Origin of the sequence: Ectobacillus panaciterrae DSM 19096 (genome assembly GCF_000430785.1) — a bacterium.
GTDB lineage: Bacteria > Bacillota > Bacilli > Bacillales > Bacillaceae_G > Ectobacillus > Ectobacillus panaciterrae.
In genome coordinates this window covers 109,147-121,903 of sequence record NZ_AUMR01000003.1, presented here as the reverse complement: position 1 = coordinate 121,903, position 12,757 = coordinate 109,147, and the positions used below count along the sequence as shown (strand labels likewise).

Genomic DNA, 12,757 nt, shown 5'->3' with positions numbered 1-12,757 from the left:
CCTTATGCAATAAACTTGACAACTATTCAATATTTTGGACTTGTTCACGAATTTTTTCAAGATTATTTTTCATTTCAACCACATGTTTTGAAATCTTGATATCGTGTGCTTTTGAACCGATGGTATTAATTTCGCGATGCATTTCCTGCACAATGAAATCCAGTTTTCGGCCGACTGGCTCATCAATAAGAAGCGCCTCCCGAAATTGCTGCAGATGACTCTTTAAACGAACAAGCTCTTCATGAATATCACAGCGGTCTGCAAACAGCGTCACTTCTGCGAGCAGGCGCTGTTCATCCAATTCCTGCTTATATAGTTCCTGCAGTTTTGTTTCTAAACGCTCTCGGTATTTTTGAACAACGACAGGGGCGTATGGAGCAATTGCATCCACGCACTCCTCAATGCCATTGAGCCGTTGAACGACATCATTATGTAATTGCTCGCCTTCCTTATCCCGCATTTGCCTTAAAGCGGATACAGCGGTGCGAACCGCCTCATACAAGCTGGATTCAAAGGCTGCATGTATGTTTTCAGCTTCTTCAATCGCTGTCACTCCCGGCATTGCCAGAAGCTGTTGAACTGTTGTAGAGTTCTGCAGCTGCAATTTATTCTCTGCTTCGTTCATAATAGCCGCATATTGCGCCAGCAAATCCCAATCTACACGCAGTTTCCGTTCAAGTAATCCTTCTCCTTCCACGAGAACAGACATCTCAATACGGCCGCGGTGAATTTGCTCGCCTACAAACTTCCTTATTTTATCTTCAAATATCATCATTTGTCTCGGCAGACGTATATTCATTTCCAAAAAACGATGATTTACTGATCTTATTTCTACTGTAATTTGAAACGCGGTTTGCTCTGCTTTTGCTCGTCCGAATCCTGTCATACTCGAAATCATCTTATCACATCCAAGCTATGATATGCGCAATGAAAAAGGTAATAGAGACACACCCCCTACTACCTTTTGAAATTATATCATATTTTATTAGCATTGACTATTTTAAGTTTACTTCTCTTTTATAAAGTACAGATTTTTTCTTTTGTTTCTTTCCTGTAAGCAAGGAACCGACGAGCAAGAACGTCGGAATTGCAGATAAAGCGGCGATCAGCATCCAATCCCTGGCTTTAATCGGCATTGTATCAAAGATTGGCTGAAGCGGCGGATAGTATATCACTACAAGCATGAGAAACATTGAAATGAACACTGCGCCTACGAGATACATATTGCCGAACGGATTGCGATGATAAATGGAACGTTCGCTGCGGCAATCAAATACAAGAATGAGCTGGGATAAAACGAGCGTCGCAAACGCTACCGTCTGCGCATATTTCAGTTCGCTCGGGTTTTGATTATACGCAATGATAAACGCGAGAAGTGTGACGAGCCCGATTAAGAAACCGCGGCTCAAAATCTTCCAGCCGAGACCTCTTGAGAATACCCCTTCCTTTGGATGACGCGGCTTTCGCTTCATTACGTCGTCCTCGGGTGCATCAAGTCCAAGGGCCATTGCAGGCAAACCATCTGTTACAAGATTCACCCATAAAATTTGAATAGGAACGAGCGGAAGCGGTAAAGCCAATATCATGGCAAACAGCATAACAAGAATTTCTCCTACATTAGAAGCAAGCAAGTAGCGGATGAATTTTCTAATATTCTCGTAAATATTCCGTCCTTCTTGAATCGCTGCTTTAATTGTAGCGAAATTATCATCAAGAAGAATAAGAGATGAAGCTTCCTTTGCAACGTCTGTACCCGTAATCCCCATCGCTACCCCAATATCGGATGCTTTAATGGCCGGCGCATCATTTACACCGTCCCCCGTCATCGCTACGATATGCCCTTTATTTTGAAGAGCTTTTACAATTTTAAGCTTATGCTCCGGCGAAACGCGGGCAAATACATATGTTTCTTCCACAATATTTTCTAAATCATCTACCGCCATTTTGGAGAGCTCTGCACCTTCCACCACTTTTCCGCCCTCCGGCAAAATATCAAGCTGCTTTGCAATCGCCATCGCCGTTACTTTATGATCACCGGTAATCATAATCGTGCGGATTCCGGCTTCCCTGCATTCCTGCACTGCCTGCTTCACTTCCGGTCTTGGCGGATCGATCATCCCTTGCAGTCCGATAAACATTAAATCATTTTCGGCATCTCTCTCATTTGCATAAGAGTCTGTTTCACGAAGCGGTTTATAGGCGATCGCAATCGTCCGAAGCGCCTGACTGCCGAGTGCATGAATGGCACCTTGCACTTCATTTCGATACAGTATCGTCATCGGCTGCTGTTTTTCATTCCATAGGATTGTATTGCTGATTTGAAGCAGCACATCCGGTGCCCCTTTTGTTACTAAAAACTTCTTGCCTTGTTTATCGCGAATGATTACACTCATCATCTTGCGGGAAGAATCAAACGGAAATTCTTTGATGACTTGAAACTGATCACTCAGTAAATCTCTTGTTAATCCAGCTTTCATCGCTGCCGCCACAAGCGCGCCTTCCGTCGGATCGCCGTCCAGCACGTATTCTTTTTTCTTTTTGATAATGTTGGCATTGTTGCAAAGACAGCCGAACATCAGCAGCTGCTGCACAGGACGAGTAGCTGCTGGATTCACTTTTCTTTCATCTTGAGAAAATTCACCGGCCGGACTGTAGCCCTGTCCGTTCACATTCCATGTTTTCCCGCCTGACCAAAGATGTGTGACCATCATTTTATTTTGTGTCATCGTTCCTGTTTTATCTGAACAAATGACAGAAGCACAGCCCAGCGTTTCCACAGCAGGAAGTTTGCGTACGATGGATTTTTTCTTAATCATGCGCTGTACACCGAGTGATAAAGCGACTGTGACGATTGCCGGCAACCCTTCTGGAATTGCGGCTACTGCCAGAGAAACACCCGCCAGGAACATATGATACCCATTATTCCCTTGATACACGCCTACCAGCACAACGAGAGCCGTTAAGGAAAGCGCCACGACAATCAAGATTTTCCCCAACTGCTCCAATCGCCGCTGAAGAGGCGTTTCATTTTCCTCTGCATTTTGCAGCATGTTGGCAATTTGCCCCATTGCCGTATTCATTCCTGTTCCGACAACTGCACCTATGCCGGAGCCTCGCGTCACCATCGTTCCCATGAAAGCCATATTCGCCTGATCGCCAATACCAATATTGGCTCCTTTTATCGCTTCTATTTTTTTCTGAACCGGGACAGATTCCCCAGTAAGAGCGGATTCTTCTATGTATAAACTTGATGCTTCAATGACTCTCACATCCGCTCCGATACGGTCCCCGCTCGAAAACTTAATAATATCCCCCAGCACCAAGCCTTTGGAAGGAATCTTTACCCACTTTCTATTTCTAAGCACTGTGACCTGGGGGGCTGTCAGCTCCTTTAATGCTTCCATTGATTTCTCAGCCCTACGCTCTTGAAAGAAGCCGAGTATCCCGTTAATAATGACAATCGCTACAATAGCAACTGCATCCACCATTTCTCCAAGCAGGGCGGAGATTACAGTCGCTCCCAACAGCACAAGCACCATGAAATCTTTAAACTGTGACAAAAATACAACTAATGCAGACGGACGCTTCGCCTCCTGCAACTCATTCGGACCGAATTGCTTTAAGCGAGAGTTTACCTCTTGCTCCGTTAATCCTGCTTTGACATTTGTCTTTGTTTTTTTTTCTACTTCATGGGCACGCAGTTCATGCCAATTCATCCTCTCACCTCAACCTTCTCATGCTCTACTCACAGCTTATTCAGACTCGTCCTAAAACATGCTATAATTAAATACTAGCTGCATTTACAAAGGAGGATTTTCTATGGCCTTTGATGGATTATTTACGAGAGCCATCACACATGAATTAAAACCGCTTGTATCCGGACGGATTTCAAAAATATATCAGCCTTCCAAATATGAAATCTTGTTACATATTCGCGCGCAAGGAAAAAATCAAAAGCTTCTCTTATCCGCGCATCCTACTTATGCCCGTATGCATCTCACGGCGCAAAGCTACAGTTCTCCCGCTTTGCCTCCCATGTTCTGCATGCTGCTTCGCAAGCATTTAGAAGGCGGAATCATCGAGAACATTGAGCAAATCGAGCTCGAACGCATTGTACACATTACAGTAAGAAGCCGCAATGAAATCGGCGATGAATCTGTCAAAACACTGATTGTAGAAATTATGGGACGACACAGTAACATTATTTTAGTAGAAACTGCGACAAACGTGATTTTAGACAGCTTAAAGCATCTGTCGCCTGCTGTGAATCGACACCGCACTGTATTCCCGGGCTATGAATATATCGCTCCGCCAGCACAGCACAAAATAAATCCTCTTTCCGTTGAAACGAAAGAGCAATTTCTGATGCGCCTTGATTTTTTGGCAGGAAAAATGGATAAGCAGCTTGTTGATGCTTTTTCTGGCATTTCTCCCCTGTTCGCAAAGGAGATTACAGCAAAAGCGAAGTTCATGAATGAAAATGCTCTATCTGATGCATTCTTTGGATTGATTGCAGATGTAAAAGAGAATCGCTATACCCCTGTGATAATAACCGCAGAAACAAAAGAACATTTCTATTTGCTGCCGCTTTCCCATATAAAAGGCGAGAGTAAAATCTTTTCCACTTTTGGAGCATTGCTCGACCGCTTTTTCTTCGGCAAGGCGGAACGGGATCGCGTGAAGCAGCAAGCTCACGATCTTGAAAAATTCATGCAAAATGAATTGGCGAAAAACGAGAAAAAATTGAAAAAGCTGGCCGACACATTAAAGGATGCTGGAAAAGCGGAGCAGTATCAGTTGTATGGCGAACTCCTTACTGCAAATATGTACGCCATCAAGAAAGGCGATACAGAAGCGGAAGTCATGAACTATTATGATGAAAACGGCACTGTGATCACCATTCCGTTAAACCCATTGAAAACACCGTCTGAAAATGCGCAAAGCTACTTTTCAAAGTATCAAAAGGCGAAAAACTCTGTTGCTATCGTCGAAGAGCAAATCGAAAAAACAAAAGAGGAAATCTTGTATTTTGAAGGCCTGATGCAGCAAATGGAATCCGCTTCGCAAAAAGATATTGAAGAAATTCGCGAGGAGCTGGCAGAGGAGGGCTATATTCGGAACCGTTCTTCCAAAGCGCAGAAAAAACAGAAATCGTCCAAGCCTGTACTGGACGCTTATCAATCAAGTGAAGGCACAGAAATTTTAGTCGGAAAAAACAACAAACAAAACGACTATTTAACAAATAAGCTGGCAAGACGAGATGATATTTGGCTTCATACAAAAGATATTCCAGGCTCGCACGTTGTTATTCGTTCTACCGAACCGAGCGAACAAACCTTGCAGGAAGCAGCCATGCTTGCTGCGTATTTCAGCAAAGCAAAAAGCTCCGGCTCTGTTCCGGTTGACTTCACAAAAATCCGCTACGTGAAAAAACCGAGCGGAGCGAAGCTCGGATTCGTCACATATGATAACCAGCAAACCCTATATGTGACACCAGATGAAGATATGGTCATGAAGCTTAAAGTATAACCGCCTCTAGGCGGTTTTTTTATTGCGGCATTACTTTTCCGGAACACTCACCTTCCGCCCAGTCCGCCATATTCTGTATTACAATACAGAAAGGAAGTGGATAGATTACTTGCCAAAAGGCTTCCACGGCATTATTAACGACCTTGGCGTCGCTTTATCCCATACCGTACCTGTCAATGAAAACGTAGCGGCTGTTACACTGACAGTTGTCGGCTCTATTACAGGGCTCTTCCACTTGTTACGATATTGTTTGAGTTCAGGGGTGCGCCACAAGCGGCGCGTCCCCTAGAATGATAATTAGGCAGCAGCCCGTTTAAGCTGTCGGCACTGCGCCGATCTGCTGTAGCAAACCAAGCATATCGGGCTGTCCATATTCTTCGACGATTTTCCCGCCGGACAGTCGATAGAAATTCATAGCCTGCACCTTGATGGTCTTCATTGTTGGCGGGACCCCGAAGAAGGAGCCTTGGTGCGTGCCTCGCATAGTGAAGCGTGCAGCCACCGTGTCCCCTTCTGCAACCATCTCCTCCAGCGTCCATTGGATATCGGGGAAGCCCCCTCGCATCATTCCGATGATTGCGAGGTAGCCATCCGGACCCCGCATCGGCTCTAGGCGTCCTGGGACATGGAATATCGCATCCGGGGCGATGAGCTCTTCAGCTAGCTTCTCACTGGCAGTGTTGATAAACTCCGTAAAACGGTGCATCAAGTGTTTGTTGGCTTCTAATGGCATATTGAACTCCTTTCTCAACTCCTGTTTACAAAATTGTACTCAACAAGAGGATATCCGCTTTTTTTCGATTTATGCGTTCACGTGGAACGTTGCACATGAATACAGCTCTATAAAGAATTAACAACAACAATTTTTCCGTTTGCCACATTGCTTTCCATCAAGAGATGCGCCTTATGGATTTCATCCAATGAGAAAACTTGTGCAATAGGAACTTTAATCTTATGTTGTTCAATATGATTGAACAGTTTAGCCAGCAATTTCTCTTTAAAATTTTCTCCGCTGTCAAACTGGGTAAAATATGCACCAGAAGGAATATCCATCATAGGCTCAAAATTGTCCAATACCCATTCACCGCCTAAGATACCCGTCATGCATAAGATTCCATGTTCTGAAAGTAATTTCAGCGAATTTTTCAATGTGACCGTACCCACTAGTTCTAAAACTTTATGCACACCTTTTGGAAAAAAGGAGAAAAGTTGTTCTGATAAACTTGCATCATCAAGCAACACAAAATCCGCACCATATTGCTTTAATAATTCCAGCTTGTTTGTGTTTCGAGTAGTCGAAATGACAGTTGCACCGACACTCTTTGCAAGTTGCAGCGCGGCTAGCCCAACAGAGCTGGTACCTCCACGGATAAGCAGGGGTTCTCCTTTCGTAAGCCGAAGCGTATCAAAAATGGAGGCGTATGCCGTATAATACATTTCAGGAATTGCTGCTAATTCTACCCAATCCATATCATTGTTTACCGGATAAACCTGAGAAGATGGGATCAGGGCATATTCCGCATAACTCCCATCAAATTCACGTCCAAGACCTCCCATTAAGGAGACCACTCGTTGTCCTTTTTGAAAGGAACTATCGGATGGATCCTCAATTTCTCCTACACATTCGATTCCAATTATTCGGGGAAGCTTTACGGACGGGGAATCCCCTTGTCTCGTAAAAATCTCCGACCGATTAATACCAAATGCTTTTATTTTTACCAATACCCAACCTGGTTTCACTTTAGGTATCTGTACTTCCTGGACAACTAATTCATCTGCTCTACAGGGTTTTTCCAATACAACTGCTTTCATTTTAAAATTCTCCTTATCAAGCTATTTTTTACCTTTCAGTAGTCCTGACTTTGTTAAGAAATCTCTTGCAACCGATTCGGCGCTTTTTCTTTCCACACTTACCTCATAATTCATTCTTCGCATTTCGCTATCTGTAATTTTACCGGCAAGTTTGTTCAATGCTGGTACAATCTCTGGATATTTTTGAATGGTTTCTTTTCGTAATAAAGGAGAAGCTTGATATGGCGGAAAGAAGTTTTTGTCATCTTCAAGGACAACCAGATGATTTTTTTCTAATTCACCCTCTGTTGAATAAACAACAACAAGATTTACCTTACCTGTATTAATTGCATGATACCTAACTGATGGGTCCATTGTTACAACGGAATCAAAATGTAATCCATATTCTTGTGCCAAGCCGGGATACCCATCTTTTCTGTCTGCAAACTCAGGATCAAATCCAGCTTTCACATACAGTTGAACTTTTACAAGGTCTGATATCTTTTTCAGTTGATATTTTTCAGCAAAATCTTGCGGGACAGCTAATGCATAGGTATTGTTATATTTCATTGGGTCTAACAATGCCATGTTAAATTTCTCAGCCATACCTTCTTTTGCCTGCTTGTATACATCTTTTCTGTTTGTACTTACTGGGTCTTCTTTCAGTAAATCAGAAATGACAGTCCCCGAAAATTCCGGGTAAATATCAATTTCCTCCGATTTTAACGCATTAAATACAAACGATGTAGGACCTAAACCTGGCTTTAACTCCACCTTTAAGTCTGTATTTTCTTCTATAAGCAATTTATACATATTGTCTAGAATTTCCGGCTCTGTACCAAACTTACCAGAGATAACAATCGTCTTTTGCTCACCTTTGAGAAATGTCGGACCAATCATCGAACCAATGATTAGGATGATAAACAATGCAAAGGCACCAGAGGCGACCATCATCTTTTTAAACGAAATTCTTTCGAGTTGTCGAAGTAAAAGGTCAAAAATAATGGCTAAAAGTGCGGATGGGACTGCTCCCAGTATCACCAATGCATAATCATTCCGGTCAATTCCCAACAGGATAATATCCCCTAATCCTCCTGCACCGATCAGTGCCGCGATTGTTGCAGTTCCAATAATAAAAATGGTAGCAGTTCGGATACCTGCCATGATCACAGGTATTGCCAAAGGAAGCTCGACTTTTAACAGTCTTTTTCTCCTGTTCATCCCCATTGCGCTTGCAGCTTCTAATAACGAGGGGTCTACCTCTTTAATTCCTGTATAGGTATTGCGCAGCAAGGGAAGCAATGCATAACCTACCAGTGCAATAACAGCAGGTACGGTTCCTATTCCAAATATCGGAATGAGCAGACCTAATAATGCTAAAGAAGGAATGGTTTGCAATACTCCAGTAAAGCCAATGATAAATTCGGCAATTCTTTGTTTTCGAGTTAAATAAATTCCTAAAGGTATAGCAATAATCAATGAGAAAAAGAGAGCAATTAATGATATCTGTACATGTTCCAAAAGAGCGTTTAGAAGCTCAGACTTCCTATCTGAAAATACACTTACCAAATTATCCATTAATTTGTCCTCCTTCTCTCAAATATTGAGACATAACCTTAAGCGCAGTTTGTCGGCTAATAATCCCTATTGGTTTTCCATTTTCCTCTACCGAGATTTGTTCGTTCAATTCTAAGTGTTCTAATACCTCTTCTAAAGGAGTAGATAAGGAAATGGTTTTCATATCAGATAACAACGCTCCCCCTGCTGGAGCAGGAGTGATAAGTTCATTCAAATTAATTGCATATTTTCGGCTGCCAACAAATTCGCGTACAAAATCATTGGCAGGATTTGTTAAGAATTCGTGTGGAGTCCCAACTTGAACGATTTCTCCATCTTTCATCAGACAAATACGGTCTCCTAATTTCATGGCTTCTTGCATATCATGTGTAACAAAAACAATTGTTTTTTTAATCTTCCGTTGAATCTCCAGTAAATCATCTTGCAATTTTTCTCGGCTAAATGGATCAAGTGCACTAAACGGCTCGTCCATCAAGAGAAACTCTGGATCCGCAGCTAATGCCCGTAGTACACCAACTCGTTGCTGCTGTCCACCTGATAGCTCACTAGGTTTACGATTTCGATACACTCTGGGGTCGAGCCCAACCATATTTAGTAATTCATCTACACGCGCAGCAATTTTTTCTTTATCCCAATTTTTCAATTCCGGTACAATTGCTATATTTTCAGCAATTGTCATATGTGGAAAAAGCGCAATTTGCTGAAGGACATATCCAATATTCCAACGTAGTTCATTGATATCATAATCACTTATTTTCTTCCCATTAATCCAAACCGTACCTTCTGATAAATCAATGAGACGATTGATTATTTTTAATGTGGTAGTCTTTCCAGAGCCACTGGGACCGATTAAAATAAAAAATTCGCCTTTCTTTATTTCTAAATCTAAAGATTTTGTGGCAAAGGTCCCATTAGGGAATTTTTTCGATACTTGTTCAAATCGAATCATTTTACCTCTCCTTTTAATTAGTAAAATTTTCAATTACATAGATATCTATGTATTATTCCAAAAAAAATTAAAATCTGTTTAAAATCCTTTCCAATAAATGTTCTAACTGTTCTTTTTCGATATTTGTTAAATCTCCGTAAATGACAGTGTTTATTTTTTCTGAAATCTCACGAAAAATTGGTTTCAGATGGATACCCTTTTCTGTAAGATTGATTAAAGTTACTCTGCTGTCCTCCTTACTTTTTATCCTCTCCACATAACCTAGTTTCTGTAACTTATCTACTAATACTGTAACTGTCGGCTGCGTGCGATGGATTTTTTTAGACAGTTCCTTTACAGATAAACCGTTTTTTTCGTAAAGGTGAACTAAAATATCTCCGTGAGAAGGAGCGATACCATCCACTCCGTATTTTCCAAGCTCCGACATAATCATATTGTTTACGGCATCTCTAATCTTTCCAACCATTGAAGCTGTATCATATTTTATCATGTTTACCATTATACATAGATGTCTATATTTTTTCAAGTGATTAAACTATTCTGCACCCGTTCGTTGAACAAGAAAAGGACGAAAATCAACATTACGCTTTAACAGAGCCTTTATTAGAAGAAATCTGTTAAATACCTCCGTTAACCTTTTGTAGATACAAATTTTCAACAATTAATTAACAGAATCTATATAAAAAACACTATCCTGTCTTGATGCTTTAACTAGGAACATTATCTTTTACAATTCAATTAAAATGTAGATTGTGAAGGGTTATACTTAAAGTAACGGATGCGTTTGCTGAAGATGGGATTGCTGCGGCGGTCCTTTTTTTATTGTACAAACAGGTAAAGTTAAGATGAATTTGCATTTCCAATTGTTTCGCATTTGACTTATATTACGAAGGTTTAAATAAAAAATAATAGACAGGAAACTCCTGACTAAATTCTTATATTTCAGGAAGCATTGCTTAATCTATTTTTCTCGTAATTAGAAAAATGCTTCTATATAGGTTTAGTAAATTATCTAACTCTTGGCTACATGTTATTGTTTCATTGCTATTAATACCTGTACTATTTGCAACTTTTACCAATGTTTCTTTCATTTCATCTATACGTTTTAATAAAGATAATTCAAGTGTAAATTTGTTCATTTTATTAAATTCTCCTAGGTAAAATTATGGATTTTAGCACACCAAAACATTATAGAAGGATATTTAAAATTATGAAATAGATTCGACAAACGTTACCAAAATTAGACAAAGGGTAATACTGCACAATACGAAAAAAAATGTGACATATTGTTAAGTCTATATTATAGACAAGTATGTGAAGAACTGTACTTAAATCAAAACCCTGTTTAATCTTGTAACTTCTTAGTTACTGACATGCCACCCATATAACGAAATCTTCTGTGTATCTCTTTATTAACTTCTTGCATTGTTGTTAAATCTTGATGATGATGCCATGTAAATCTTTCCGGAACACCTCCATATTTAAAATCCTCTATCTCATCTGGTGTAAACTGGCTCGCTATTTCTGGATTTTGATAGTGGGAAGAGATCATCCGGCGATGTGCAGAAGCGGTCAAACCTTTGTAGTGGTTCATGTAAGGGTAAACCCAAGAAAAGAAGCATACCATACTCCCTTTTGATTGCACATAGCACATGGACATGTCAAAATTATCATTCATATATAAATAAGCAGACCTTTTCATAACAAAGGTCTGCTTTCATGTATTATTCACCTAAATCCACATTGTGGTACACTTGTTGAACATCTTCTATATCTTCCAACACATCAATCATTTTTTCAAATTGTGCTTGTGCGTCTTCTGGAAGTGTTAGGTCATTTTGTGCAAGCATTGTTAGTTCTGCAACTGTAAATTCAGTTACACCAACATTCTTGAATGCTTCTTGCACTGCATAGAACTGGTCAGGTTCGGCATAAACGATTACCGCTTCATCTTCTTCTAAAACGTCACGTACGTCTACATCTGCTTCCATTAATATTTCAAGCACTTCATCTGCTGTCTTACTTTCAAGACCGATGACAGCCGTAGCATCAAACATATAGGCTACAGATCCACTTACTCCCATGTTGCCGCCGTTTTTATTAAATGCAGCACGCACTTCTGCTGCAGTACGGTTCACGTTATTTGTCAGTGCATCTACGATTATCATTGATCCATTTGGTCCGAAGCCTTCATAACGAAGTTCGTCATAGGTTTCTTCTGAACCGCCTTTCGCTTTTTCAATCGCACGGTCAATAATCGTTTTCGGTACACTATACGTTTTTGCACGCTCGAGAACGACTTTTAAAGCCCGATTTGATTCTGGATCTGGCTCACCTTGCTTTGCTGCTACATAAATTTCACGTCCAAACTTTGCATATATACGACTCGTATTTGCATCTTTTGACGCTTTTTTTTCTTTAATATTGTTCCACTTACGACCCATAATGTTCCACTCTCTTTCAACTTTGAATCTACACAAAATTATTAATATGAAATAAGCTGCTTCTTCAATAATTTTTCAAAATAACTATAAAGAGTTTGTTACGATTTCATATTGCTGACAAACAATACTAATTGAAGATGTTGCATTCATTCACTAGATTATATTATACCTCAATTGCATAATTTGTTAAGAGTTTAATAATCAAAATAAATTCCTTCTTCAAGTCCGATTCCTTCGTCTATACATATTTATGCCCGTAACTAGTAACACTAGTCTCAAGTCTAAAGCAGATATGGAGGATGGGCCATGGGAAAATATTTTAAACAAACATTTGTATTTGTTCTTGACCTATAATTCACTTGTTTGTAGATCGAAAGTCATGAGAGTAACTTTGAATCAAGTGCGGAGAGTAATTTTTCCAACTTGTAAATGAAATACACTCATTAATAGCATGAACTAATTTACA

Annotated in this window: 11 protein-coding genes and 1 pseudogene; 2 read left to right on the top strand and 10 right to left on the bottom strand. The window is 40.4% G+C overall.

All coding sequences use genetic code 11. The features are described 5' to 3' along the window. Positions 1-22 precede the first annotated feature (22 nt). On the bottom strand, positions 23-898 hold the full coding sequence (locus tag H540_RS0100675) for a YicC/YloC family endoribonuclease (protein ID WP_028398956.1): 876 nt from the start codon (positions 896-898) through the stop codon (positions 23-25). Between the two features lie 97 nt (positions 899-995). Continuing rightward, entirely contained in the window at positions 996-3,716 is a 2,721-nt protein-coding gene (locus tag H540_RS0100670; RefSeq protein ID WP_028398955.1) for a calcium-translocating P-type ATPase, SERCA-type, read from the bottom strand. Between the two features lie 103 nt (positions 3,717-3,819). Here H540_RS0100670 and H540_RS0100665 point away from each other — a divergent pair, with 103 nt between their 5' ends. Then, positions 3,820-5,529, top strand: a complete 1,710-nt coding sequence (locus H540_RS0100665) for an Rqc2 family fibronectin-binding protein (protein WP_028398954.1) — start codon at positions 3,820-3,822, stop codon at positions 5,527-5,529. 103 nt (positions 5,530-5,632) lie between these two features. Next, positions 5,633-5,758: pseudogene (locus H540_RS31660) on the top strand (MFS transporter); the annotation flags it as partial. A gap of 84 nt (positions 5,759-5,842) precedes the next feature. Here the strand turns inward: H540_RS31660 and H540_RS0100655 are convergent. The 8 genes from H540_RS0100655 to H540_RS0100620 all read right to left on the bottom strand — a co-directional run bounded on the left by H540_RS0100655 (position 5,843) and on the right by H540_RS0100620 (position 12,291). Continuing rightward, on the bottom strand, positions 5,843-6,262 hold the full coding sequence (locus H540_RS0100655; RefSeq protein WP_028398953.1) for an ester cyclase: 420 nt from the start codon (positions 6,260-6,262) through the stop codon (positions 5,843-5,845). A 107-nt stretch (positions 6,263-6,369) separates the two neighbouring features. Beyond that, a complete protein-coding gene (locus tag H540_RS0100650) occupies positions 6,370-7,341 on the bottom strand; it encodes a zinc-binding alcohol dehydrogenase family protein (RefSeq protein ID WP_028398952.1) in 972 nt (323 codons plus the stop codon). Between the two features lie 21 nt (positions 7,342-7,362). Further along, on the bottom strand, positions 7,363-8,898 hold the full coding sequence (opuFB, locus tag H540_RS0100645) for an osmoprotectant update ABC transporter permease/substrate-binding subunit OpuFB (RefSeq protein ID WP_028398951.1): 1,536 nt from the start codon (positions 8,896-8,898) through the stop codon (positions 7,363-7,365). Then, positions 8,891-9,847 carry an osmoprotectant update ABC transporter ATP-binding subunit OpuFA gene (gene opuFA / locus H540_RS0100640; RefSeq protein ID WP_028398950.1) on the bottom strand — a complete coding sequence of 319 codons (957 nt, stop codon included), beginning with the start codon at positions 9,845-9,847 and terminating at the stop codon, positions 8,891-8,893. Before opuFA ends, opuFB begins: the two co-directional genes overlap by 8 nt. Before the next feature lie 67 nt (positions 9,848-9,914). Continuing rightward, positions 9,915-10,337 (bottom strand): MarR family winged helix-turn-helix transcriptional regulator, encoded by a 423-nt coding sequence (locus H540_RS0100635; protein WP_028398949.1) that lies wholly within the window; start codon positions 10,335-10,337, stop codon positions 9,915-9,917. Positions 10,338-10,803: 466 nt separating this feature from the next. Further along, positions 10,804-10,986: an aspartyl-phosphate phosphatase Spo0E family protein gene (locus H540_RS28660; RefSeq protein ID WP_034670087.1), complete on the bottom strand. Its 183-nt coding sequence runs from the start codon at positions 10,984-10,986 to the stop codon at positions 10,804-10,806. A gap of 206 nt (positions 10,987-11,192) precedes the next feature. Next, positions 11,193-11,549, bottom strand: a complete 357-nt coding sequence (locus H540_RS28655; protein ID WP_034670084.1) for an HNH endonuclease — start codon at positions 11,547-11,549, stop codon at positions 11,193-11,195. Between the two features lie 22 nt (positions 11,550-11,571). After that, positions 11,572-12,291 carry a YebC/PmpR family DNA-binding transcriptional regulator gene (locus H540_RS0100620; RefSeq protein WP_028398948.1) on the bottom strand — a complete coding sequence of 240 codons (720 nt, stop codon included), beginning with the start codon at positions 12,289-12,291 and terminating at the stop codon, positions 11,572-11,574. Positions 12,292-12,757: the final 466 nt, after the last annotated feature.